Source organism: Bacillus sp. FSL P2-0099 (assembly GCF_038007445.1).
In the GTDB taxonomy this organism is placed as follows: Bacteria; Bacillota; Bacilli; order Bacillales; family Bacillaceae_G; genus Bacillus_A; species Bacillus_A mycoides.
The window spans coordinates 1,367,119-1,389,990 of record NZ_JBBOXE010000001.1; the positions used below are offsets into that span (position 1 = coordinate 1,367,119).

General features: G+C 35.5%; 29 protein-coding genes and 1 other annotated feature. Of the genes, 18 read left to right on the plus strand and 11 right to left on the minus strand.

Features of this window, described 5'->3' with window-relative positions:
- Positions 1-5 precede the first annotated feature (5 nt).
- Complete coding sequence (locus MKY90_RS07000; protein ID WP_002011626.1) at positions 6-152, minus strand: teichoic acid D-Ala incorporation-associated protein DltX; 147 nt, start codon at positions 150-152, stop codon at positions 6-8.
- A gap of 359 nt (positions 153-511) precedes the next feature.
- Between MKY90_RS07000 and MKY90_RS07005 the strand changes: the two genes are divergently transcribed.
- From MKY90_RS07005 to MKY90_RS07025, 5 genes are all read left to right on the plus strand, one after another.
- On the plus strand, positions 512-1,690 hold the full coding sequence (locus MKY90_RS07005) for an amidohydrolase (protein WP_078184162.1): 1,179 nt from the start codon (positions 512-514) through the stop codon (positions 1,688-1,690).
- Positions 1,691-1,913: 223 nt separating this feature from the next.
- Entirely contained in the window at positions 1,914-2,078 is a 165-nt protein-coding gene (locus MKY90_RS07010) for a hypothetical protein (RefSeq protein WP_002011628.1), read from the plus strand.
- On the plus strand, positions 2,071-2,517 hold the full coding sequence (locus MKY90_RS07015; protein WP_002086759.1) for a flavodoxin: 447 nt from the start codon (positions 2,071-2,073) through the stop codon (positions 2,515-2,517). Before MKY90_RS07010 ends, MKY90_RS07015 begins: the two co-directional genes overlap by 8 nt.
- A 24-nt stretch (positions 2,518-2,541) precedes the next feature.
- Positions 2,542-3,315 (plus strand): hypothetical protein, encoded by a 774-nt coding sequence (locus tag MKY90_RS07020; protein ID WP_012260605.1) that lies wholly within the window; start codon positions 2,542-2,544, stop codon positions 3,313-3,315.
- 96 nt (positions 3,316-3,411) lie between these two features.
- Positions 3,412-3,573: a hypothetical protein gene (locus MKY90_RS07025; RefSeq protein WP_002126244.1), complete on the plus strand. Its 162-nt coding sequence runs from the start codon at positions 3,412-3,414 to the stop codon at positions 3,571-3,573.
- On the opposite strand, the gene MKY90_RS07030 is transcribed toward MKY90_RS07025, so the two are convergent.
- On the minus strand, positions 3,570-4,478 hold the full coding sequence (locus MKY90_RS07030) for an aminoglycoside phosphotransferase family protein (RefSeq protein WP_341090892.1): 909 nt from the start codon (positions 4,476-4,478) through the stop codon (positions 3,570-3,572). The genes MKY90_RS07025 and MKY90_RS07030 overlap by 4 nt on opposite strands.
- 100 nt (positions 4,479-4,578) lie before the next feature.
- Here MKY90_RS07030 and MKY90_RS07035 point away from each other — a divergent pair, with 100 nt between their 5' ends.
- A complete protein-coding gene (locus tag MKY90_RS07035; protein ID WP_341090894.1) occupies positions 4,579-5,088 on the plus strand; it encodes a biotin transporter BioY in 510 nt (169 codons plus the stop codon).
- Between the two features lie 25 nt (positions 5,089-5,113).
- Here MKY90_RS07035 and MKY90_RS07040 read toward each other — a convergent pair whose 3' ends face one another.
- The 3 genes from MKY90_RS07040 to MKY90_RS07050 all read right to left on the minus strand — a co-directional run bounded on the left by MKY90_RS07040 (position 5,114) and on the right by MKY90_RS07050 (position 6,890).
- A complete protein-coding gene (locus MKY90_RS07040; RefSeq protein WP_000743737.1) occupies positions 5,114-5,263 on the minus strand; it encodes a hypothetical protein in 150 nt (49 codons plus the stop codon).
- A gap of 18 nt (positions 5,264-5,281) precedes the next feature.
- The gene (locus MKY90_RS07045) at positions 5,282-5,455 is read right to left on the minus strand and encodes a hypothetical protein (protein WP_000343684.1); all 174 of its coding nucleotides are present in this window, start codon (positions 5,453-5,455) and stop codon (positions 5,282-5,284) included.
- A 76-nt stretch (positions 5,456-5,531) separates the two neighbouring features.
- Positions 5,532-6,890 carry an MATE family efflux transporter gene (locus tag MKY90_RS07050; protein WP_219376120.1) on the minus strand — a complete coding sequence of 453 codons (1,359 nt, stop codon included), beginning with the start codon at positions 6,888-6,890 and terminating at the stop codon, positions 5,532-5,534.
- A 182-nt stretch (positions 6,891-7,072) separates the two neighbouring features.
- On the opposite strand from MKY90_RS07050, the gene uppP reads away from it, so the two are divergent.
- Both uppP and MKY90_RS07060 read left to right on the plus strand, forming a co-directional pair.
- Entirely contained in the window at positions 7,073-7,864 is a 792-nt protein-coding gene (gene uppP / locus MKY90_RS07055; protein ID WP_002011643.1) for a bacitracin resistance undecaprenyl-diphosphatase, read from the plus strand.
- A gap of 194 nt (positions 7,865-8,058) precedes the next feature.
- Positions 8,059-8,523, plus strand: a complete 465-nt coding sequence (locus MKY90_RS07060) for an SRPBCC family protein (protein WP_002126258.1) — start codon at positions 8,059-8,061, stop codon at positions 8,521-8,523.
- 39 nt (positions 8,524-8,562) lie between these two features.
- Here MKY90_RS07060 and MKY90_RS07065 read toward each other — a convergent pair whose 3' ends face one another.
- Together MKY90_RS07065 and MKY90_RS07070 are read right to left on the minus strand one after the other, a co-directional pair.
- Complete coding sequence (locus MKY90_RS07065; protein ID WP_078175613.1) at positions 8,563-9,150, minus strand: thioredoxin family protein; 588 nt, start codon at positions 9,148-9,150, stop codon at positions 8,563-8,565.
- A 33-nt stretch (positions 9,151-9,183) separates the two neighbouring features.
- Positions 9,184-9,615, minus strand: a complete 432-nt coding sequence (locus tag MKY90_RS07070; RefSeq protein WP_215598929.1) for a regulatory YrvL family protein — start codon at positions 9,613-9,615, stop codon at positions 9,184-9,186.
- A gap of 162 nt (positions 9,616-9,777) precedes the next feature.
- Between MKY90_RS07070 and MKY90_RS07075 the strand changes: the two genes are divergently transcribed.
- A complete protein-coding gene (locus MKY90_RS07075) occupies positions 9,778-10,197 on the plus strand; it encodes a MarR family winged helix-turn-helix transcriptional regulator (protein ID WP_002064429.1) in 420 nt (139 codons plus the stop codon).
- Between the two features lie 153 nt (positions 10,198-10,350).
- Positions 10,351-10,506, plus strand: coding sequence for a hypothetical protein (locus tag MKY90_RS07080; RefSeq protein ID WP_002011733.1), 156 nt, complete (start codon positions 10,351-10,353; stop codon positions 10,504-10,506).
- Between the two features lie 22 nt (positions 10,507-10,528).
- Here MKY90_RS07080 and MKY90_RS07085 read toward each other — a convergent pair whose 3' ends face one another.
- Complete coding sequence (locus MKY90_RS07085) at positions 10,529-11,782, minus strand: dicarboxylate/amino acid:cation symporter (protein ID WP_341093217.1); 1,254 nt, start codon at positions 11,780-11,782, stop codon at positions 10,529-10,531.
- Positions 11,783-12,946: 1,164 nt separating this feature from the next.
- Here MKY90_RS07085 and MKY90_RS07090 point away from each other — a divergent pair.
- The gene (locus MKY90_RS07090; protein WP_002168825.1) at positions 12,947-14,290 is read left to right on the plus strand and encodes a TrkH family potassium uptake protein; all 1,344 of its coding nucleotides are present in this window, start codon (positions 12,947-12,949) and stop codon (positions 14,288-14,290) included.
- A gap of 34 nt (positions 14,291-14,324) precedes the next feature.
- Here the strand turns inward: MKY90_RS07090 and MKY90_RS07095 are convergent, their stop codons facing one another.
- Positions 14,325-14,699, minus strand: a complete 375-nt coding sequence (locus tag MKY90_RS07095) for a hypothetical protein (protein WP_002011728.1) — start codon at positions 14,697-14,699, stop codon at positions 14,325-14,327.
- 172 nt (positions 14,700-14,871) lie between these two features.
- Here MKY90_RS07095 and ytfJ point away from each other — a divergent pair, with 172 nt between their 5' ends.
- Entirely contained in the window at positions 14,872-15,279 is a 408-nt protein-coding gene (gene ytfJ, locus MKY90_RS07100; RefSeq protein ID WP_002030645.1) for a GerW family sporulation protein, read from the plus strand.
- A gap of 108 nt (positions 15,280-15,387) precedes the next feature.
- Positions 15,388-15,477 carry a hypothetical protein gene (locus MKY90_RS07105; protein WP_000608225.1) on the plus strand — a complete coding sequence of 30 codons (90 nt, stop codon included), beginning with the start codon at positions 15,388-15,390 and terminating at the stop codon, positions 15,475-15,477.
- 428 nt (positions 15,478-15,905) lie between these two features.
- Here the strand turns inward: MKY90_RS07105 and MKY90_RS07110 are convergent, their stop codons facing one another.
- Both MKY90_RS07110 and MKY90_RS07115 read right to left on the minus strand, forming a co-directional pair.
- Positions 15,906-16,145: a YkuS family protein gene (locus tag MKY90_RS07110; protein WP_002011725.1), complete on the minus strand. Its 240-nt coding sequence runs from the start codon at positions 16,143-16,145 to the stop codon at positions 15,906-15,908.
- Between the two features lie 86 nt (positions 16,146-16,231).
- Complete coding sequence (locus MKY90_RS07115; RefSeq protein WP_002126272.1) at positions 16,232-16,471, minus strand: DUF3911 family protein; 240 nt, start codon at positions 16,469-16,471, stop codon at positions 16,232-16,234.
- A 415-nt stretch (positions 16,472-16,886) separates the two neighbouring features.
- Here MKY90_RS07115 and ilvE point away from each other — a divergent pair, with 415 nt between their 5' ends.
- The 5 genes from ilvE (at position 16,887) to leuA (ending at position 22,866) form a co-directional block, all read left to right on the plus strand.
- Positions 16,887-17,783 (plus strand): branched-chain-amino-acid transaminase, encoded by an 897-nt coding sequence (gene ilvE, locus MKY90_RS07120; protein WP_002011723.1) that lies wholly within the window; start codon positions 16,887-16,889, stop codon positions 17,781-17,783.
- Positions 17,784-17,798: 15 nt separating this feature from the next.
- Positions 17,799-18,027, plus strand: a binding site (T-box leader).
- A gap of 72 nt (positions 18,028-18,099) precedes the next feature.
- Entirely contained in the window at positions 18,100-19,800 is a 1,701-nt protein-coding gene (gene ilvB, locus MKY90_RS07125) for an acetolactate synthase large subunit (protein WP_341090901.1), read from the plus strand.
- The gene (gene ilvN / locus MKY90_RS07130; RefSeq protein ID WP_000822948.1) at positions 19,797-20,306 is read left to right on the plus strand and encodes an acetolactate synthase small subunit; all 510 of its coding nucleotides are present in this window, start codon (positions 19,797-19,799) and stop codon (positions 20,304-20,306) included. Before ilvB ends, ilvN begins: the two co-directional genes overlap by 4 nt.
- A 27-nt stretch (positions 20,307-20,333) precedes the next feature.
- Entirely contained in the window at positions 20,334-21,344 is a 1,011-nt protein-coding gene (gene ilvC / locus MKY90_RS07135; RefSeq protein WP_002126277.1) for a ketol-acid reductoisomerase, read from the plus strand.
- Between the two features lies 1 nt (position 21,345).
- A complete protein-coding gene (leuA, locus tag MKY90_RS07140) occupies positions 21,346-22,866 on the plus strand; it encodes a 2-isopropylmalate synthase (protein ID WP_002064438.1) in 1,521 nt (506 codons plus the stop codon).
- The last annotated feature ends 6 nt before the right edge of the window (positions 22,867-22,872 follow it).

A 22,872-nucleotide genomic window follows, 5' to 3' on the forward strand; every position in this document is an offset into this window, starting at 1 on the left:
CCACCCTAAAATTCGTTGTAAATAAATGTACTTGTGTTTGTATCATGGAATCCATACAACCAAAGCAATGCAAATAAAATTGCAAGGTAATAAACCGTCTTTGCAACCCATTGTGTGAGTGGTTGAGACCATATCTCTTTTAATCTTTCCATGTCTTTCCCTCGCTTAATGAAATAATAGCTCTTTGTAGGTATCATGTCCTACATTATTGTGAAAAAAACAAAATCCCACATTTTAGGTAAAAATAAGTCAAAAGGCTCTTTTCTGATATTAGCACTAAATACTAAAAAAGAAAATCCCTAACTTAGCAATTATATTACATTCAGCATGAATTTGTAATGGGTTTGACATGTAAATAGGAAGTGGATTGTGTGAATGTATAAAAGTGGATTGTGAGAAGGCGGGAAAATATAATATTTGTTTTGTTATTCCTGAATTGGAGTGGGTTAATAATCACTGGGTACTTAGTACATTTTCAAGGTATAGAGCCTTTTAAAAGGAGGTAATTATTATGAAAAGAGAGTGGAGGAGTTTTATTTCAGAGGAAAATATCATTAAATGGAGACGGCATTTCCATAAGTATCCGGAATTATCGTTTCATGAAAAAGAAACTTCGCAATTTATATATGAAACATTATGCTCATTTTCTTCTTTTGAAATAACGAGACCAACGCAGTACAGTGTGCTAGCAATTAAAAGAGGAAGGCAACAAGGGAAAGTAGTTGCGATTCGAGCTGATATAGATGCTTTACCAATCCAAGAGGAGACAAGGAAACCTTATACGTCTGTGCATAAAGGAATAATGCATGCATGCGGGCATGATGCTCACGCAGCTATTTTATTAAGTGCAGCAGAGACGATAGCAAATATGAAGGAAGATTTTGCAGGCGAAATCCGTCTGTTCTTTCAGCACGCAGAGGAAGTGTATCCCGGTGGTGGACAAGAAATGGTGGAGGCCGGTGTTATGGACGGCGTCGATTATGTAGTAGGTTTGCACGTTATGTCTGGATTAGAAAGTGGAAAGATAGGAATTGTATATGGCCCTATGATGGCAGCACCAGACGTATTTACAATTGAAATTTTAGGAAAGGGTGGTCACGCGGCACGACCAGAAGAAACGATAGATCCTATTGCTATCGGAGCACAAATTATTACAAATTTACAACATATCGTATCAAGAAATACAAGTGCTTTTATGCATAGAGTAGTGTCAGTTACACAATTTCATGGGGGGATGGCCGATAATATCATTCCTAGTGCAGCAGCTTTAATGGGAACTGTTCGATCTTTTAATCAAACATTAAGAGAGGAAGCAAAAGAGAAAATTGAGCAAATTGTAAAAGGAATTACAGAAGCACATGGGGGAGATTATACATATACGTATCGTTACGGATATGATCCAGTTGTTAATAATGAGTACATTACGAAAATAGTAGAAAAAAGTGCGATAAAATTGTTCGGAAATCAGCGTATTGTGCATCTTGAACCTTCTATGGGAGGAGAAGATTTTTCAGCGTATTTAAGAAAAGCACCTGGTTGTTTCATTAAATTAGGAACAGGGAATAAAAATATTGATACTTGTTATCCACATCATCATCCGAAATTTGATGTGGATGAATCGGCTTTAATTAATGGAGTGGAACTATTTTTAGAGACAACTATAAGACTACTAGAAACTGATAAAACATAAAAAAAGGCAACTGCACTCTATTGCAGTTGCTTTTATTTCTTCCGTCAGAGAGGGCTGAGAAAGAACTATGCTCATTTATAGTATATGAATAGCTAGCGGACAAGCTTGTACATTTTAACTATTTTTTAAAAAATAGTTATTGACTTTGATAATCAATTTCAATTAATCTAATGGTATAATTGAAATTGATAATTATTATCAATGAAATAGATGAGGAACCTTAATGAGAAAAACATTTCACCTTTTACGAAGGGGATTAAAAAATAAAGATGTTGATAAGCATATTGAATGGCAACGAAATGTAATTCGTTCTGAATATGTAGATGAGAAGAGTACACTTCAAACAGAAAAAGAGATACAAGGTAAAAGGAGAGGTTCAGTTGAGTAAGTTAGTAATGATTTTTGCAAGTATGAGTGGAAATACAGAGGAAATGGCTGACCATATTGCGGGTGCGATTCGTGAAACAGAAAATGAGATTGAAGTAATTGATATTATGGATACACCAGAAGCTTCTATATTAGAGCAATATGACGGGATTATTTTAGGTGCTTATACTTGGGGAGATGGTGATCTTCCTGATGATTTTTTAGATTTTTATGATGCAATGGATTCTATTAACTTAACTGGTAAAAAAGCAGCTGCATTCGGTTCTTGTGATTCGGCTTATCCGAAATACGGGGTAGCGGTTGATATTTTAATAGAAAAGCTGCAGGAGCGCGGGGCAGCAGTTGTGTTAGAAGGATTGAAAGTAGAATTAACGCCAGAAGATGAAGATGTAGAAAAATGTTTACAGTTTGGAGCTGAATTCGTAAAACACCTTTCTTAATGGCAGAAGGGAGATGAAGAGCAATTGCATGAGAAAATCTCAATCAAAACGATGACAGATTACCATTTGTATGATTTTATGCGTTGTCCGCATAAATTTTATTTCCGTCATATAAAAAGAAGAGAACCTTCTTCATTTGAATGGCAACAAATAGCACAAATGATTGTGAATCAAATTATTAATGAATATTACACGCTACCTGCGGGCCAACAAACGAAAATTGTACTTTTAATATTAATAGAAAAGTATTGGAAAAAAGTAAGGATTAATATGTTTGCTTCAAAGGCGGAGTACTATATTGTTTTAGCAAAGCTAACTGATCACTTATTACAGTTTGTTGAAAGGGATGATAGTCAGGCACCGCCGTTATTTTTATATGAGAAGTTTCAAACATATATGGAAGAGTTAGGTGTCCACATGTCATTGACATTTGAAGTTGGTGAGTGGAGTGCTGAATCGTTTGTAATTAAAAAGTATGTTATCGATGCGGATGAGGAAATGCTTGCTCTTTGTCAGAAGCTAATGACAGTATTCAGTTATAAAGCTTTCGGTATTCTTCCAGGGAAAATTGAAGTTATTAATTTAATAGAAGGAACTAAGTATGAGTACATTCCAAAGCAGGAAGATATTATAACTGGAATGGATGATTTATTTAGAATGAAAGAAATGTTGCAACAACCTGAGCACTATACAGAGCGTCATTTTCGTTCTGAGTGTATGAGTTGTGCGTTTCGTAGTGAATGCCAAAGGGAAGAAGTAAAGAAAGAAGCGAAGCAGAAGAAAAATATAGTACATTAAAGGATGCAAATTTGCATTCTTTTTTGTTATTGACATGAAAAGCTTTTCATCATTTACCGTATATTTGTAGCAGATTAATAAAGGGAGGAATAATCAATGAAAGATGAAACGGCAGTATTTCAATGGTTAAAAGAACAGAATGCTCCTTTTGGAATTCAACTGCAAATTTTACAGGCATTTCAATTGTATAAAGTTATTGTTGAAATGGATAAAAAGTTAATGATGTATGAGGAGAGAGAGTATAGGGAGAGAATTTAATCTCGTCCCTGTAGTATTGCTTTAAGCTGTTCTTCATTCTTCTTTAATGTTATTTCGTTGTTTGTTTCAATGTTATAAATAAGGTTATGTAGTAAAGGGCTGTATTGATAAAAGGGAGTGATGCGGTGAATGAGTAATGGATCGCGGTGAGAAATAAGTGCACTGTATTGTTCATATACAGATGTAGTAAACTCACGACCGAAATCATAATATAGCCCAGCAAAATCAAAAGCGGGATCGCCAATTTGAGCATCTCCAAAATCGATAACACCTGAAATGTTTTTGTTCTGCGTATTAAATAAAATGTGATGATGTGTAAAGTCAGCATGAATGATTGTATTTTGAAAGGTAGATTTAGCTATATTGGCAAAGAAATTTTCGAATAAACGATTTAAGGCTGATTTCTGTAATGAAGTAAGACTGTTAGTAAGATATTGATTTAATTTTGTTTGTAGTTCTTTCCAGTAGGTAAGTGTTTTTTCGATAGGGAACCCTAGCGTTTCAGTACGTTTTAAAGGAATACTATGTAAAGCCGCAAGGAAAGTGGCTAATTGTGTAATGATTGCTTTCAATTCTTTTTTCTCTAGCTTTGCAACTAGTTCAGTTGTTAACGGTTCACCATGAATGAGAGGATAATAGCTACAAAATGGAACGGTATTACAATTATTCTTATACAATAAATGATACTTAGGAATCTCGATTTCTTGTAATAAATGAGAAAGAATTGTGCACAGTTCTTTTTCTAACGGAATTCGGTTTGCATATTCAAGTTTTCGCGGGAAACGAAATAGTAGTTCGTCATTTATAATAACCGTTATATTATCCCACCCTTCTTCATTTTGTATATATGAATGTATAGAAAGATCTGGTAGAGCTTCTTTTATATATTGTTTGTAAGAGTCCATAATTGTTCCTCGTTTCTAAGTTAAAGGTAGGTTATTCTACTTTATAATATCAGAATTTTCTTTCTAAATGTTGAAATATCACTATCATTAATGGAGGAGGGTGGGGTGCATTACGAAGAAAAGAATATTAATCATTTTTCTATGTATCGCTTTTGGATTGTTTTGGCCATATAAAGAGGAGGTTTTTGCCACCTTTAAACAGATAGATCGCTACGAGTTAAATAAGGAATTAAAGAACAAAAGTATAGAAACTTTAACTGATAAAGAAATGAAAATGATAGGAGAACACTTTGTGACAGCGCAACTATCAGTGTTTGAGTTTAATAATAAAGAAGATGTGAAACGAAAAGGTGAAGAAATATTTGTAAATAGAGGGTATGAACAGTTAATAGAAAATTATTACCCAAACCGTTTTCGGGATTTAGAGTATAAATTTACAAACGAAGAGATACGTGAAGAGACAGATGAGAGTTTTCGCTATCATGCTGTAGCGTACGTTACTGGTATTGAAAATGGCAAGAGAAGTGAAATGAAATTAAATTATGACATGAAAATTGTAAAGGTTAATAATTTATTCATGGTGTTAGAACAAAAACAATATGTACAATAAAAAACCCTCTAGAAGCAGAGGGACTTTAAAGATTTTCATTTTGTTGACCAAGTTCTTTTTGAGCAATGTATAAATTTCCTTGCTCAACTTGTTTCAGTGTATGAACAGAATCTCCTGCATATCCTTTTTCTGTTTTAACAGTTCTTTTTGAACGATTTGAATCTTGTTTCTTCATATAATAGACCACCCTTCCTTAAAAATAGACGAAAATGATGAGCACGAGTAATACAGCTGCGAAAATGGTAATGCCCATTAAAAAAGAAGTATTTTTATATTTAGGTGGCTTATGTACATCTTGCCGATATCCAGGTGAAATTTCAGGGGCGAATTCTTCATCGAATGATTGTTTCTTTTGTTTTTCGTCCATATGTATCCACCTTTCTTTTTCATTATGTTACACGTTACAAGAAAAAATATGCATGAAGAAAACAGCCGCTATATCATTAGCGGCTGCTTTGCGTTGTATATTTTCTTTGTACTTGAAAGAGACGGATAAGCAGGAAGATTGCTCCAAATGCTAGACCGATAATAAGACCAATCCAATAACCTTTTGCTGCCCAGTCAGTATAAGTTGCTAACATGTAGCCAAGAGGTAGACCTATTACCCAATAAGCTATTAATGTCATAATTAAGGCAACATTTACGTCTTTATAACCACGAAGTGCTCCTTGTACTGGAGTTGCAATCGCATCTGAAATTTGAAATAAAATCGCGAATATAAGAAATTCTTTAGCTAAATGATGGACATTTGCATTTGTCGTATAAATAGAAGCAATTTCATCATCAAAGAAATAAAGAAGGATTGAATATAAAAGAGCGAAAGCAAGGGCTAACCCAATTCCGATAAATCCATATTGTTTCGCATTATTGTATCGTTTTGCTCCAACTTCAAATCCAACGGCTATCGTCATTGCCATTGCTAAACTTAAAGGAGTCATATATAACAAGGAAGCAAAGTTCATAGCTGCTTGATGTGCTGCTATTGTTGTCGTACTAAAATTACTCATCATAAGTGTTACCGCAGCGAAAATACTCGTCTCAAAAAAGATAGCAAATCCGATAGGGACGCCAAGTTTCAGGAATTCCTTCCAGATTGTAAAGGAAGGGCGGTATAACTGTTTAAAGATATTGAAAGAAGCGAAAGGCTCTTTCGTACGAATAATAATAACCGTAATAATTAAAATACACCAATAGGTTGCTGCAGAAGCGATTGCAGCACCAACACCACCGAGTTTTGGAAAGCCAAAGTGACCAAAAATTAATAAGTAATTTAATACTACATTAATTGGTAATGATAGTAATGTAATAATCATCGTTGTTCGAGTTTTTCCTAATGCATCAATAAATCCGCGTAAAACGGTGTAAGTAAATAAAGGGATAATTCCAATCGCGATAATAATTAAAAATTGTGCTGCAATACGTTCCACGGGTTCTTCTAATTGCATGCCATTTAAAATAGGTGAAACAGCGAAGAATCCGATAAGGATAACAACGAAACTAGCACAAATTGCTAAATATACTGCTTGTATGACAATGTGGGGAACGTCCTCCTTTTTCTTTGATCCAACGAGCTGTGCAACAATAGGAGTAGTAGCCATTAAAATTCCTGTTAAGCCGGTACTAACGGGAAGCCATATACTTGTTCCGATAGCAACACCCGCTAAATCAATAGGACTCGCATGTCCTGACATTGTCGTATCAAAAAAGCTCATCGCAAATAATGACATTTGCGTTACAAAAATCGGGAAAAAGAGTAATGAAAATTGCTTTAACTTTTGTGAGAATGAATTAGTTTCTTTCATAAAATCCCCTTTCAACGTAAAAAACAAACTCTTATTATCATACAATTTAATCAAAAAATAGAAAAGAAATAAGCGTATACAACAAATGAAATCAATAAAAAAAGGATGCACTTTGAAAAGGGATAAGGTATTATGATAAGGTGTGAAAAAATTACATATGCGTTATTAAGGAGGCACTAATTGTGGCTGATTGGTTAATTGGATTAATCATGGGTGCTGTTGAAGGTTTAACAGAGTTTCTACCAGTATCATCAACAGGACATATGATTTTAACAGGACACTTAATTGGATTTGAAGACGATAGAGCGAAAGTTTTCGAAGTTGTTATTCAGTTGGGATCGATTTTAGCAGTTGTTGTTATATTTTGGAAGCGTTTATGGTCATTGGTTGGAATAGGGAAAGTAACAGATGGGCCATCGTTAAATTTATTACATATTATTATCGGGATGATCCCTGCCGGAATTCTTGGTGTATTATTCCATAGTACAATTAAAGAAGTTTTATTCGGTCCAGGACCGGTTGTTATTAGCTTAGTAGTTGGTGGTATTTTAATGATTGTTGCTGAGAAGTTTTCAAAACCAAGTACAGCAAGAACGTTAGATGAAATTACATATAAGCAAGCATTTACAATTGGAATGTTCCAATGTTTAGCACTTTGGCCAGGATTTTCTCGTTCTGGATCAACAATAAGTGGTGGTTTATTAGCTCGCGTTTCGCATACAGCGGCAGCTGAATATACGTTCATTTTAGCGGTACCAATGATGGTAGCTGCAAGTGGCTTAGATTTAATTAAAAGCTGGGATATATTAAGCTCGGCTGATATAACGTTATTTGCAACTGGATTTATTACAGCATTCGTTGTTGCGTTGCTTGCAATCGTTTCATTCTTAAAATTATTAGCTCGTGTAAAACTAACACCGTTCGCTTACTATCGTTTCATTTTAGCTGCGGTATTCTATTTCTTCATTATGTAAGTATAAAATATCAGCAATACCCTATAGAATAGACACTTGAAAAAAAGTCTACACTGTAGGGTATTTTTTTATAGAGAGAGAAAAATGAAACTTTTACCTTCAATTACTTGTATTTCACCATGTGAAATATGCCATAATGATTTCGTTATAATAATTTTAAGGAAATCGATAGGGTATTTGAGAGGAGCAATTTAGTGAGTTTTGCAATAGAAATAGTAATTCCAGCACCAATTGATGTTGTATTTGATTATGTACACAATGACGAGAAAATACTAGAATGGAGTACCTTTATGGTAGAAAATAGGTATCCTTCAAATATAGATGTTGAAAACCCTCGTGAAGGTGACAAATATATATCTGTGCAAAAGATGGGGAAGAAAATATATGAATTTGAGGCGGAAATTTTAGAGTATGATGAACCGTATATCGTTTCAGTTGGATGTGAGATGAAGCAAGGTTATACAGCTGCAACTTATATGTTAGAAGAGGATGAAGAAGGTACATCGCTTACTTTAATCGTAGAATTTGAACCGAAGAATTTTTTATATAAGATTATGTACAAGTTGACTGGGTGGATGACACGTGGAATATACATGGGTGAAATGGAACGTTTAGCAGCGTGCGTAGATGCTGTATATTCTCAGAAAAAAGGATTATAATTTAGTAAAATAAAAAACCTGCCGAAATCGGCAGGTTTTTTATTTTACTACTTTCTCAATCATGCTTTCCATTACATGTTCCCAAAGAGAAGTATCATCAGCTAATGTAGCACGGAAATTAGCATACATTTCTTTTTGTTTCTCTTCGAATGTTGGATCTTCTTTTTCAGGTAATGTAGCGCGCATTGAAGTTACTAATTCTTGTACTTTTGGAGCGCGTGGTCCAAAGACGGCTTGTTCATTTCCGTCTTTATCAATGAAAATAAAGATTGGAATCGCACGTGCTGTTCCGTTTGTTAAGTATTGATCCATTAACTCTAAGTTTTCATCGCGAATTAATAAACGCATATCAATATTTGCAACTTCAGAAATTCGTTTCATAACAGGTACACATAAAAGAGCGTCGCCGCACCAGTCAGCTGTTAATACGATAACGCGCCAGCCATCATTTTGACGTTCTTCTAAAACTGGAAGTAATTCATTTGGAATTAAAAAGTTATTGTAAATGTGTAGTAGCTCGTATTGGTTTACTTTCATTTCATTCACATATGTATCAAAGGACATGCCTTTATCAGCCCATTGTAGTAAGTTCATAAGTAACACCTCTTTAGTATGATTTATTTTTATTGTACCAATTTTTATATAGAAAAGCTTGTATTCTTACTCTTTCTTATCACTAAATAATTTATTTAGTGTGTAAAGGAATAGTGCGACACATAATTCAGCTATGTTGGGCATTTGTACACTCTCTATCCAGTCATCGGCGGTATGTATGACAAACCAATCTAACGTAATTTCAATTATAGAGAGCAGAGCAATTGAGAGCCAATTGGGCATACTTGTCATCATTGGATGTAGGAGCACTTTAAAGAAAATGAATATAAAATATGTAATACCGTCTAATAAAAGAATGAGTAAAAAAAAGAGTAGTAGAGCTGTTCTTGATGAATATTCTATACCTGTAATATGAAAGATTCCTACATATACAAAAAATATAAATGCAAAGAATATAATGAGAATAAGAATAACAACACTAATAATAATAGTCTTATTTTTTAGACTGAGATTAGAAAGTTTGTCTTCTTCACTCATTGCCCCAACTCCTTTTTCTGGAAAATCAATTTCATTGTACCATGAAATATCTATTAAAAAACTACGAATTATGGGGAAATAAGGTGACAAAAAGTAAGATTTCGTGTAAAATTATTAATAAGGTTTTTATTTAACTAAATTAAATAAAAGGGGCTGTCAAAGTTGTCTCAAAATCGAGAACAATTAATGGAAGAACTATCGACAAATGTTTTTGCAATGTTTCGCACGTTGCGTAATGATATTGGAAAAATATTTGGTGGTTACATACCGTGGAATGAGTTCATTGTCCTTAGAATATTGAACCGTACGAATAAAGAAATGGTCTCACGTGTAGCTAATGAGTTAAATGTGTCGAATAGTCATATTACAGCTGTTACAGAAAAATTAATTAATAAAGGCTTTGTAACTCGTTCACGTTCTACATCAGATCGCCGAGTTGTATATTTAGAGATTACAGAACAAGGGAAAGAGTTAGTTGCGAAAATGGAAGGTGAGAAAAAGAAATATTTACAAGAAAGATTTTCCGCACTTTCAGAAGATGAAATGGATATAATGATATCTATTTCTAAAAAACTTATTTAAATAATTACAAATAAGAAAACGCTTACCTAATTAAAAAGAAGACCTTCCTCATATATGGAAGGTCTTCTTCTGTGTATAATAGATGATAAAAAATAAAATGTGTATGAAAAAAGATAGAGCGCCATACTACTAATAAAGGAAGGAGGGAGAAATATGACGAATCGTAATGGTAGTCAAGGAAGTGGAAATCAAGGTTCACCAAAATCAGGGCAATTCCAGCAGGAGTTTAGTACTGAATTTGAAACGGGAAATGATAATAAAGGAAAAGAATATCGTTCGAAAAAAGGAAGTAAATCAAAAAAGGAGTGAAATGATTCACTCCTTTTTTGATTTAAGATGCTGCAGATTGATCCGTATTATATTTTTCTTCTGATTTTGCAACAATCATTGCACAAATTGCATCACCGGAAATATTTACAGCAGTTCTAGACATATCTAGAATGCGGTCAATACCGATAATTAAAGCAATGCCTTCTACTGGTAGATTTACTTGATTTAAAACCATCGTAAGCATTACTAGTCCAACACCTGGTACACCTGCAGTACCGATACTAGCTAGTACAGCAGTTAATACGACCATAGCTAATTGTGGTAATGTAAGTTCAACGCCGTATACTTGAGCGATAAATACAGTTGCTACCCCTTGCATAATAGCAGTACCATCCATATTAATCGTTGCACCTAGTGGTTGTACAAAAGAGCTTATCGCTTTTGGAACTCCAAGTTTTTCTTGGGCGGTTTTCATGGCAAATGGAAGGGACGCATTAGAGCTAGATGTACTAAACCCAATTGCCATTACCGGACCGAAATGTTTAAAGAAACGAATAATACTTTCTTTGGCTAGTACCTTTAATAAGCCGCCGTATACGAAGACACCGTGAATAATGAGTACCAACATAACGACAATCATATACTTGAACATCGCAACGACGCCTGCAAGACCCATTTTACCAACGGACGAAGCGAGCAACTCGAATGTTCCAATTGGAGCTAATTTCATGACGAGATTAACAAGATACATCATTAATTCGTTGCCCTGTTCAAGTAATGAATGGACACCTTGAACTGGTTTTCCTAAAACAGCTAAACCGAGTCCGATCAATGCGGCAAAGGCAATAATTTGTAGCATGTTCCCATCAGCCATCGCTTTTGCTGGATTATCTGGCACAATATTCAGCAATGTATCAACGAAAGATGTTTCAGTTTTTGCACCTTCATACTTAAGCCCGTCTGTTTTAAAGTTACCGCCAGCTCCTCGTTTTATGATAAGTGCAAATGTAACTGCAATAGAGATAGCGACAGCTGTTGTTACGAGAAAGAATGAAATTGATTTTAAACCAATTCTTCCAAGTTGTTTCGGATCTCCAAGACCAGCAGCCCAAAGTACGATAGAAATGAATACAACAGGAACAACTAGCATTTTAATAAGTCGAATAAACAATTGACCAAGTGGATTGAACGCATATTGATTCAATGGCTCAAAAATAGATGGAGCAGCTAAATTTAAAGTGAGTCCGACAACTAGACCGAGAAATAATGCAATTAAGATTGCATTTGTTTTTGTAAAATTGCTTTCTAAATTAATTATACCGAAAAAATACCTATTTTGACAATATTCTCTGAATATTCAGTATGAAATTGTCTGTTTCAATGTATATAGTCCAGTTTTGCTGAAATATGTGGAAAGAATAGATTTATGTATTTGGAAAAAAATAGACCATCACATGATGGCCTAGGGAAGGGGACAATTTATATCAATTTAATTAGGGATGGAAGCTATTCAAAGACACTGGGGAATGTCTTATAAATTAGGGAGGAACAGCTTCGATATATATGCTATAAAAGATAGATGTGAACATAGAGTGAAAGAGAGAGAGGGAGTTTTAAGTAAGAAGAAAGAGAGAATAAAAAAATAAGACCATCACATATAGGATGGTCAAAGGAAGGGGACAATTTATGTCAATTTAATTAGGGATGGAAAGCTGTTCAAGACACTGGGGAATGTCTTATAAATTAGGGAGGAACAGCTCCGATACGTATACTATAAAAGGTAGATGTGATCCTCGTGTGAACATGGAGTGAAAGAGAGAGGGAGTTTCAAATAAAAGATAGAAAGAATAAAAAAATAAGACCATCACATATAGGATGGTCAAGGGAAGGGGACAATTTATGTCAATTTAATTAGGGATGGAAGCTATTCAAAGACACTGGGGAATGTCTTATAAATTAGGGAGGAACAGCTTCGATACATATACTATAAAAGGTGGATGTGATCCTCGTGTGAACATGGAGTGAAAGAGAGAGGGAGTTTCAAATAAAAGATAGAAAGAATAAAAAAAATAAGACCATCACATATAGGATGGTCAAGGAAGGGGACAATTTAATTAGGGATGGAAAGCTGTTCAAGACACTGGGGAATGTCTTATAAATTAGGGAGGAACAGCTCCGATACATATACTATAAAAGGTAGATGTGACCCTCGTGTGAACTTGGAGTGAAAGATATGGGAATTTGAAAAGGGATAAAATAGTTGTTGTAAGAGTTATAGTATAAGTGGAGATATAATAGAAAATATTCTTTTGTAAAACGATAGGAGTCTGAATATAAATAAAAGTTGAAATCTATGAAAAAAAGGATTATGCTCAACTATGTTATGAGAATATAAGGTTTATCCCGCTACTTGTAGGTTCTTAAAGAGTCTTTATTTATGAGGGGATAAAAGCTTCACTTGATAAAGGGAGTTAGTGATATGGAAGTAGCAAAAAAACAAGGGTTGTATAATCGTTTTATACGATTGAATCCACCACAAATTTTAGCATTAGGCTTTTTTTGTTTAATTGTGGTCGGAGGATTGTTATTAAAGTTACCGTTTGCAACGAAAGTACATATTAGTTGGGTAGATGCTTTCTTTACAGCTACGTCGGCAGCGACTGTAACCGGTTTAGGTGTTGTAGATACTGCGAGTACGTTTACGATGTTTGGTGAAATTGTTATTATGTTTTTAATTCAAACGGGTGGTCTCGGTCTTATGACGATAGCCATTTTAATTGTTTGGGTATTAGGGAAAAAAATTGGTTTACGCCACCGATTATTAATTGGAGAAGCATTTAATCAAACAAATATTGGTGGTCTTGTGAAATTAGTAAAACGTGTTTTTATTTTTTCTATTTGTATTGAGCTAATTGGAGTTATCTTTTTATCGATTCGCTTTATTCCAGAGTTTGGTTTTGGAAAAGGTTTATACTATAGTATTTTTCACGTTATTGCGTCATATAATAATGCCGGCTTTGCGCTTTGGCCAGATAATTTAACAAGATATGTAGGAGATCCTATTATTAATATTGGGATTTGTTCTTTAATTGTAATAGGAGGGTTAGGATTTACGGTATTAATTGATATATGGTATAGCCGTAGTTTCCGAAAATTATCACTGCACTCCAAAATCATGATTGTTGGAACGATAGCACTTAATGTTATTGCGATGCTTGTGATTTTTGTATTGGAATATAATAATGTGAAGACTTTGGGGCACTTATCTTTAAATGAAAAATTATGGGCTTCGTTCTTCCAAGGAATTACACCTCGTACAGCTGGTTTTAACACGGTAGATTATGGGGGGATGGAAGAGTCATCGATACTATTTACAATGGTATTAATGTTTATTGGTGCGGGAAGTGTATCGACAGGCGGTGGAATTAAGTTAACGACATTCGTTATTTTAATTACATCAGTTCTTTCTTTCTTTAGAAAGAAAGAGGATTTTGTTTTATTTCAGCGTACGATTAAAATGTCGACAGTAACGAGAGCGTTAGCAATTGTCGTTGCTAGTCAAATACTTATTTTTACAGCGGTATTTGTATTAATGCTTACAGAAGACTTCAGTTTTATTCAGTTATTATTTGAGACAATTTCAGCGTTTGGTACAGTAGGGTTAACAATGGGGATTACTGCGAAGCTATCGGCGTTTGGAAAATGTATTATTATGTTTGTTATGTTTTGTGGATTAATCGGACCGTTAACACTTGTGTTCTCTTTGGCACGACCAGCAAAACAAAAAATTAAATATCCATCAGAAGATGTATTTACAGGATAAGGTATCCCGCATAAAGCGAGATACCTTTTTCTTTTTAAAAAAGAGAGAACAATAAACCAATAAGCGCCACTCGGAATAAAATCGCAATGAGTGCAGCGATACCACCGACAATGGCAGCGGTACCGCCAGTTACAGTAGCCCCGCGATTATAAGCGTAAATACCAAGTAGAACAGACACAAGACCAAATAGTGTTGGGAATGTGAATAATGATAATATTGCTAAGGCAAGAGCAATGAAACCAGCAGTCGATCCAGCTGCAGACGATCTTACATCATCGTTATCTTTATCATCATAATCGATACGCTGTGGTGCAACTTCAGCTGCGTATTCTTCTTTATAATCACTATCTATTCGATCTCTTTTTTTATATTCATCAAATTTCTCAGTCAAAGTAAGGACTCCTTTCATAACAAGGTTCAATAGTAGTATGTATCTCTTTTTCCTTTTTATCCGAGCATGTACAGGGAGTAATATCCAATTGGAAAGTGGAAAATGTTTTTTCAAAATAGGAAAACTTAGTATGACTTCCTCTATTTTGGAAAGTATAAAAAAGAATAATGAGGAAAGGGTGTAGTACATAATGGAACATCCAATTGAAAATTTAATGAAAACAGCAATGACAAATTTAAAAGAGATGGTAGATGTAAATACGATTGTTGGAAGTCCGGTTTCAACAGCTGACGGAAATGTAGTATTAACAGTATCTCAAGTGGCTTTTGGTTTTGGAGCTGGTGGAAGTGACTTTAAAGGTGATTTTATTTCCGAAAAACATAACGGCGGACAAGGGCAGCATAAAGAGAACAAGCAAAGTCATCCATTCGGAGGCGGAAGCGGGGCTGGGGTTTCTATTAGCCCAGTTGCTTTTTTAGTAGTTGGTTCTAACGGTGTGCAAGTGTTGCATCTCAATAGTAGTACACATTTAATTGAAAAAGCGTTAAATACTGTGCCAAGCACTGTGGATAAATTTGTGAATGGTCGCCAAAAGTGAACTTGCATTTTTTAGGAATTATGATATATTAGAAAAAGTGCGCTTTAGGACGATCGGAATAATTGAACTGTAAATATATATGATGTGTGGAATAAGGGAGAGGAATTTATGATTAATATCAAAAACTTAGTAGTTGGCTTATGTATGTTAGTAAGCGGTTTTGTTGTATATGTAATAAAAGAAAAAGCTCCATTCTAAAACAGACAAACCGTTAATGTCTGTTTTTAATTTGTAAAAAATATTGACAAGTTATTGTATTGGTGTTAAAATTTTAATTCGTGTCTCGGTTAAAGCTAGTGTAAAGTAAATAAATCTTATGAATATAATACGAAAAGTTTGCGAAAGATCGGGTAGTCTTACCAACAACTTTTGTGAACAAACCCTATAAATTGTATATGTAAGCTTTATATGTATACTAGTGAATCAAGGAGCGGTCAGTGGAACCGTAATGATGAGAGAGAGGTAGGGCTTTCATCCAGTATATGTTACTTTCCCGTTAGGTGAATATAAAAAAGAGGGCTCCTTTTGAAAAGGAGCCCTTTTTCTATAAATAAATTGAAACTATAATCAGTGGGACCATTCCATTCCCTTTACATGTTAGCTCACAAATAATGTGATAAAAATGATTAAGTGCGGTTTTCAACTTGCTGACAAATTTCATCTGTTGTTAAACCATGTGCTTTAATTACAGATCCTTTTATCGATGTATCTGCAATGCCCATCATATTAGAATCTTGCCCGGTTACAACGCAACAATCACACCCATGTGCATCATTTTCAGAGTTAAGTGAAACGACTTCATGTCCTTGTTGCTGAAGAGCTTGTTGAACATCTGTTAAAGAGTTCTCAACACCAATTCTAGCCATAATTTTCACCTCCTACCATCTAGTTGCTAGTATGCTCAAGTCCATAGCATATATTTATGAAAAGATGGTAGGAAGAGAATATTTGTTTAGTCGTTATATACACCAGTAAGCATTTGACTAACGAATTGATCATTTAATGTATCTTGTGATGAACTGTTATTAGACTGAATATCGATTGAAGCTGTGTAGTTGTTATGTTTCCTACTATTTGGTTCTACTTCAACGTAATTATCGAATTTACAAAATCCTTTCGTATCCATTAGATCAAATAGTTGTAGCATTTCTACTACCTCTTGTCTCGTTCCTTTAATTTGTACACACGCCATTGTTATTTCCTCCTTCAATTTGACAAATTGTTTTTTAAAAATAGGATTATGATTACTAAATGAAAAATATGAATGTTATTTTTAGACAGCGTTATTTTTGTTATTTTCCCCCTTTTTCACCAAAAGTCGTTGTATATTCCCGGATTTATAAAATCGGACGTCCGTTTATTGAATACAATAGATTCGTATCAATTGGCGAAAACCCTTCTTTTAAACAAATATTTTTTTAGTAGAATTTGACGAAAAAATTTTTTTGACTTTTTGTAAACGTTAACAATGTTATTAAATCAGTATGAACAAAGATGTACGTACGATTAAAAATTAAAAATTTTCTAAAAATTAACTTGATTTATTTGAAAAGGAGAGTAGACTAGGAAACAATAAAAAACTCATAGAACATAGGGGGCGCTTTCAAGTGAACGAGCAGTGGATTTTCTTAAATGGAGAATTTGTTCCAAAAGACGAAGCAAAGGTTTCAGTATATGATCATGGCTATTTATATGGCGATGGAGTGTTCGAAGGAATTAGGGTATATAGCGGTAATGTTTTCCGTTTGAGAGAGCACCTTGTCCGGTTATATGAATCAGCGAAATCCATCATGTTAGAAATTCCATATACGTTAGAAGAAGCAACGAAAATCGTTGTTGAAACGATTCGACAAAACAAACTATCTAATGGATATATCCGCCTCGTTGTATCAAGAGGACCTGGGAACTTGGGATTAGATCCTGATTCTTGTACGAAACCAAATGTAGTAGTAATTGCAGAGCAATTATCTTTATTTCCACAAGAATATTATGAAAAAGGGATTCCGATTATAACAGTTGCAACGCGTCGCAATCGCCCGGATGTTCTATCGCCTCAAGTAAAATCTTTAAATTACTTAAATAATATTTTAGTTCGCATTGAGGCGAAATTAGCTGGAGTACAAGAAGCACTTATGTTAAATGACCAAGGATATGTAGCTGAAGGCTCTGGAGATAATGTATTTATTGTGAAGGGAAATAAATTAATTACACCACCAAGTTCTGCTGGAGCGTTAGAAGGTATTACACGAAACGCGATTTTAGAAATCGGCGAAAAACTTGGATATGACGTAAGAGAAGAATTATTTACAAGGCATGATGTATATGTAGCTGATGAAGTGTTTTTAACAGGAACAGCTGCTGAAGTAATTGCTGTTACGACAGTAGATGGAAGAACGATTGGTTTAGGTAGAACAGGGCCACATACGAATCGTTTATTAGAAGAATTCCGTAAATTAGTTGTAGAAGATGGAGAGAAAATTTACGAAGAAAATAAAGTTGGATAATAGCTCTTATGACATGATAAAGCGTTGATAGGGAGGAGTAGTTGACTGTGAAGCCTCACAGAGAGTCGGTGGTTGCTGGAAACCGATGGTTCACGTCGACGAACATCACCCTTGAGTGCTAAGCTGAAACGTTTGTTTAGGCTTAGACGGTAGCTCCGTTATTAGCTAGACTCATATCCCGAGTCACTGAGGCAAGAGTAATCTTGCAAAGAAGGGTGGTACCGCGAAATCTTTCGTCCCTTCAGCACATAGCTGGAGTGTGGACGTAGGATTTTTTTATTTTATAAATGTTTAAAAAAGGGGGCTTATAAGAAAAATGTCTTCAAAAACGGAAGAGAAACTGGCAACTGGTGCACAGCTATTGTTAGAAGCGCTAGAAAAGGAAGGAGTAGAGGTGATTTTTGGTTATCCAGGTGGTGCGGTTTTACCTCTATATGATGCGCTTTATGATTGTGAAATTCCGCATATTTTAACGAGGCATGAGCAAGGTGCAATTCATGCTGCTGAAGGATATGCAAGAATTACAGGAAATCCAGGAGTGGTAATTGCAACAAGTGGACCGGGTGCTACAAATGTTATTACTGGTCTAGCTGACGCGATGATTGATTCATTGCCACTTGTTGTATTTACAGGGCAAGTAGCAACAACGTTAATCGGGAGTGATGCTTTCCAAGAAGCTGATATTATGGGGCTTACGATGCCGGTGACAAAACATAATTATCAAGTACGAAAAGCATCGGATTTACCCCGAATTATTAAAGAAGCATTTCATATCGCTAGAACAGGAAGACCAGGCCCAGTCGTAATTGACCTTCCGAAAGATATGGTAGTAGAGAAAGGTGAGCGATGTAGTGATGTTCAAATGGATTTACCAGGATACCAGCCTAATTACGAACCGAATCTACTACAAATAAACAAATTATTACAAGCGATTGCGACTTCAAAAAAACCGTTAATTTTAGCTGGAGCAGGTGTATTGCATGCAAAGGCATCGAAAGAATTAACAAGCTTTGCTCGTAAATATGAAATTCCTGTTGTTCATACATTACTTGGTCTTGGTGGTTTTCCGCCAGATGATAAATTATTTCTTGGGATGGGAGGAATGCACGGTTCTTACACGGCTAATATGGCGTTATATGAATGTGATCTACTTATAAATATAGGAGCAAGATTTGACGATCGTCTTACTGGAAATTTAGCTTATTTTGCTAAAGAAGCGATTGTCGCACATATAGATATTGATCCAGCGGAAATCGGAAAAAATGTGCCGACTGAAATTCCAATTGTTGCGAGTGCGAAGCAAGCATTAGAAGCTCTACTCAACTTTAAGGAAGGGGAAGTAAATCACAATGATTGGCTCTCATTATTGAATAGTAGAAAAGAAAAATACCCTCTTTCTTACAAAGAGCATTCGGAATGTATTAAGCCTCAATATGGAATTGATATGCTATACGAAATTACGAAAGGGGAAGCAATTGTAACGACAGATGTTGGGCAACATCAAATGTGGGCAGCTCAATATTATCCGCTGAAAAATCCAGATAAATGGGTAACTTCTGGAGGCTTAGGAACAATGGGCTTCGGATTTCCAGCAGCAATTGGTGCACAAATTGCAAGGCCAGAAGAATTAGTTATTGCGATTGTCGGTGATGCGGGATTTCAAATGACCTTGCAAGAACTAAGTGTATTAAAAGAGCATTCTTTACCAGTTAAAGTGTTTATTTTAAATAATGAAGCTTTAGGAATGGTAAGACAATGGCAAGAGGAATTTTATAATGGGCGATATTCGCACTCCTTACTTTCATGCCAACCAGATTTTGTTGCGCTTGCCAATGCTTATGGCATAAAAGGTGTTCGTATTGAAGACCCACTTCTTGCAAAGCAACAATTACAGTATGCAATTGAGTTAAGAGAGCCTGTTGTAATTGATTGCCGCGTACTTCAATCCGAAAAGGTAATGCCGATGGTTGCCCCAGGAAAAGGCGTTCATCAAATGGAGGGAGTGGAGAAAAGGTGAAGAGAATTGTAACAGCGACAGTTCGAAATCAAAGCGGTGTGTTAAATCGAATTACAGGTGTTATGACACGTAGACATTTTAATATTGAAAGTATTTCAGTAGGTCATACGGAATCATCGGATATTTCGAGAATGACGATTGTTGTACACGTTGAAAATGAACAGCAAGTTGAGCAGTTAATTAAACAACTTCATAAGCAAATCGATGTACTGAAAGTATCAGATATTACAGAAGAAGCGATGATCGCTAGAGAACTTGCACTTATTAAAGTAGCAACGTCTGTAGCAAGAGCAGAATTATATAGTTTAATTGAACCGTTCCGAGCCGCTGTAATAGACGTTGGGAAGGATTCCATAGTGGTGCAAGTAACAGGTACCCAGGAGAAAGTAGAAGCGTTAATTGAATTACTTCGTCCATATGGTTTGAAAGAAATTGCTAGAACAGGTGTAACAGCATTTACACGTAGTATGAAAAAACAAGATAAACAAGTTATGTTAATTCAATAATTATTTAAAAAATAGGGGGAAATGAAAATGGCGAAAGTTTATTATGAAAAAGACGTAACGGTAAATGTATTAAAGGAAAAGAAAGTAGCAATCATCGGATATGGATCGCAAGGCCATGCGCATGCGCAAAACTTACGTGATAACGGATTTGATGTGGTAGTAGGACTGAGGAAAGGGAAGTCATGGGATAAGGCGAAAGAAGACGGTTTTTCTGTATATACAGTAGCGGAAGCAGCAGAAAAAGCAGATGTAGTAATGATTCTACTACCTGATGAATTACAGCCGGAAGTATATGAAGCTGAAATTGCACCAAACTTACAAGGCGGTAATTCTCTCGTTTTCGCGCATGGATTTAATGTTCACTTTGATCAAGTAAAACCGCCAGCTAATGTAGATGTATTTCTAGTAGCACCGAAAGGTCCAGGACATCTAGTACGTCGTACGTTTGCGGAAGGGGGAGCTGTTCCTGCATTATTTGCAGTATATCAAGATGCAACAGGAGTTGCGACTGAAAAGGCACTTTCATATGCAGATGGAATTGGGGCGACGAGAGCAGGTGTATTAGAAACAACGTTTAAAGAAGAAACAGAAACAGATTTATTTGGAGAGCAAGCTGTACTTTGCGGCGGAGTAACTGCACTAGTAAAAGCTGGGTTTGAAACGTTAGTTGAAGCTGGTTATCAACCTGAACTTGCATATTTTGAATGTTTACATGAACTGAAACTAATTGTTGACCTTATGTATGAAGGCGGACTTGAAAATATGAGATATTCAGTTTCAGATACAGCGCAGTGGGGGGACTTCGTATCAGGGCCACGCGTTGTTACTGAAGATACGAAGAAAGCGATGGGTGCAGTACTAGCAGAAATTCAAGATGGTACATTTGCAAGAGGCTGGATTGCAGAGCATAAAGCAGGAAGACCAAATTTCCAGGCGACAAATGAAAAAGAAAATGAACATGAAATCGAAGTAGTTGGACGTAAATTACGTGAAATGATGCCTTTCGTACAGCCCCGAGTAAAGGTAGGGATTAAATAATATGAAGCAAATTTTGTTCATGGATACGACGCTTCGTGATGGCGAACAATCACCAGGAGTTAATTTAAATGAACAAGAGAAATTACAGATTGCGAGGCAACTAGAGAGACTTGGTATTAATGTAATGGAAGCTGGATTCGCAGCAGCTTCTGAAGGTGATTTTCAATCGGTAAAACGTATCGCAAATACCATTCAAAATGCTACGGTTATGAGTTTAGCTAGAGCGAAAGAAAGTGATATTCGAAGAGCCTATGAAGCTGTGAAAGGCGCTGTCTCTCCTCGTTTACACGTATTTTTAGCTACGAGTGACATTCATATGAAATATAAGCTTTGTATGTCAAAAGAAGATGTATTAGATAGCATACATCGCTCGGTTACGCTTGGGAAATCACTATTTCCAACAGTTCAATTTTCAGCAGAAGATGCAACAAGAACATCGAGAGCATTTTTAGCGGAAGCAGTAGAAGTCGCGATTCGCGCAGGAGCGAATGTAATCAATATTCCTGATACAGTTGGATATACGAATCCAGAAGAATATTATTCTCTTTTTAAATACTTACAAGAATCCGTTCCGTCGTATGAAAAAGCAATTTTCTCTTGTCATTGTCACGATGATCTTGGGATGGCAGTAGCGAATTCGTTAGCTGCGGTTGAAGGCGGAGCGTTACAAGTAGAAGGAACGATTAATGGAATTGGAGAAAGAGCGGGGAATGCGGCGCTAGAAGAAGTCGCGGTTGCTCTCCATATTAGAAAAGATTTCTATGAAGCAGAATCCTCTATGACATTAAAAGAAATTAAAGCGACGAGTACGTTAGTAAGTCGGTTAACGGGTATGGTTGTACCGAAAAATAAGGCGATTGTTGGAGCAAATGCTTTTGCTCACGAATCAGGTATTCATCAAGACGGTGTATTAAAAGAAGTAACGACGTATGAAATTATTGAACCATCACTGATTGGAGAGTCACAAAATTTATTTGTATTAGGAAAGCATTCCGGGCGCCATGCGTTTACTGAAAAAATGAAAGAACTTGGTTATGAGTTTACAAAAGAAGAACGAGATGTGGTGTTTGAAGCATTTAAAAACTTGGCTGACCGTAAAAAAGAAATTACAGAAGAAGATTTACGTGCGCTTATGCTTGGTGAAGCAGCATTTGCGGCCCAGCAATATAGCATTACTCAATTGCAAGTACATTTCGTATCAAATAGTACACAGTGTGCAACGGTTGTACTAAAAGATGAGGAAGGAAATATGTACGAAGATGCAGCAACTGGTTCTGGAAGTATTGAAGCGATCTATAATGCAATTCAAAGAATTTTAGGATTAGAATGTGACTTAGCGGATTATCGCATACAATCTATAACGCAAGGTCAAGATGCACTTGCACATGTTCATGTTGAATTAAAAGAAGGAACTCATCAAGTATCAGGTTTTGGTGTTGCGCAAGACGTATTAGAAGCATCGGCGAGAGCGTATGTTCATGCGGCCGGAAAATTAAAATCTTTTATTACTCTTGTCAAGTAACTGTTT

Excerpts from the sequence above, each read along its gene's own strand:
- MKY90_RS07000 (WP_002011626.1), bottom strand. The coding sequence starts at position 152 with ATGGAAAGATTAAAAGAGATATGGTCTCAACCACTCACACAATGGGTT.
- MKY90_RS07005 (WP_078184162.1), top strand. The coding sequence starts at position 512 with ATGAAAAGAGAGTGGAGGAGTTTTATTTCAGAGGAAAATATCATTAAA.
- MKY90_RS07010 (WP_002011628.1), top strand. The coding sequence starts at position 1,914 with ATGAGAAAAACATTTCACCTTTTACGAAGGGGATTAAAAAATAAAGAT.
- MKY90_RS07025 (WP_002126244.1), top strand. The coding sequence starts at position 3,412 with ATGAAAGATGAAACGGCAGTATTTCAATGGTTAAAAGAACAGAATGCT.
- MKY90_RS07030 (WP_341090892.1), bottom strand. The coding sequence starts at position 4,478 with ATGGACTCTTACAAACAATATATAAAAGAAGCTCTACCAGATCTTTCT.
- MKY90_RS07040 (WP_000743737.1), bottom strand. The coding sequence starts at position 5,263 with ATGAAGAAACAAGATTCAAATCGTTCAAAAAGAACTGTTAAAACAGAA.
- MKY90_RS07045 (WP_000343684.1), bottom strand. The coding sequence starts at position 5,455 with ATGGACGAAAAACAAAAGAAACAATCATTCGATGAAGAATTCGCCCCT.
- MKY90_RS07050 (WP_219376120.1), bottom strand. The coding sequence starts at position 6,890 with ATGAAAGAAACTAATTCATTCTCACAAAAGTTAAAGCAATTTTCATTA.
- MKY90_RS07070 (WP_215598929.1), bottom strand. The coding sequence starts at position 9,615 with ATGAGTGAAGAAGACAAACTTTCTAATCTCAGTCTAAAAAATAAGACT.
- MKY90_RS07080 (WP_002011733.1), top strand. The coding sequence starts at position 10,351 with ATGACGAATCGTAATGGTAGTCAAGGAAGTGGAAATCAAGGTTCACCA.
- MKY90_RS07090 (WP_002168825.1), top strand. The coding sequence starts at position 12,947 with ATGGAAGTAGCAAAAAAACAAGGGTTGTATAATCGTTTTATACGATTG.
- MKY90_RS07095 (WP_002011728.1), bottom strand. The coding sequence starts at position 14,699 with ATGAAAGGAGTCCTTACTTTGACTGAGAAATTTGATGAATATAAAAAA.
- ytfJ (WP_002030645.1), top strand. The coding sequence starts at position 14,872 with ATGGAACATCCAATTGAAAATTTAATGAAAACAGCAATGACAAATTTA.
- MKY90_RS07105 (WP_000608225.1), top strand. The coding sequence starts at position 15,388 with ATGATTAATATCAAAAACTTAGTAGTTGGCTTATGTATGTTAGTAAGC.
- MKY90_RS07110 (WP_002011725.1), bottom strand. The coding sequence starts at position 16,145 with ATGGCTAGAATTGGTGTTGAGAACTCTTTAACAGATGTTCAACAAGCT.
- MKY90_RS07115 (WP_002126272.1), bottom strand. The coding sequence starts at position 16,471 with ATGGCGTGTGTACAAATTAAAGGAACGAGACAAGAGGTAGTAGAAATG.
- ilvB (WP_341090901.1), top strand. The coding sequence starts at position 18,100 with ATGTCTTCAAAAACGGAAGAGAAACTGGCAACTGGTGCACAGCTATTG.
- ilvC (WP_002126277.1), top strand. The coding sequence starts at position 20,334 with ATGGCGAAAGTTTATTATGAAAAAGACGTAACGGTAAATGTATTAAAG.
- leuA (WP_002064438.1), top strand. The coding sequence starts at position 21,346 with ATGAAGCAAATTTTGTTCATGGATACGACGCTTCGTGATGGCGAACAA.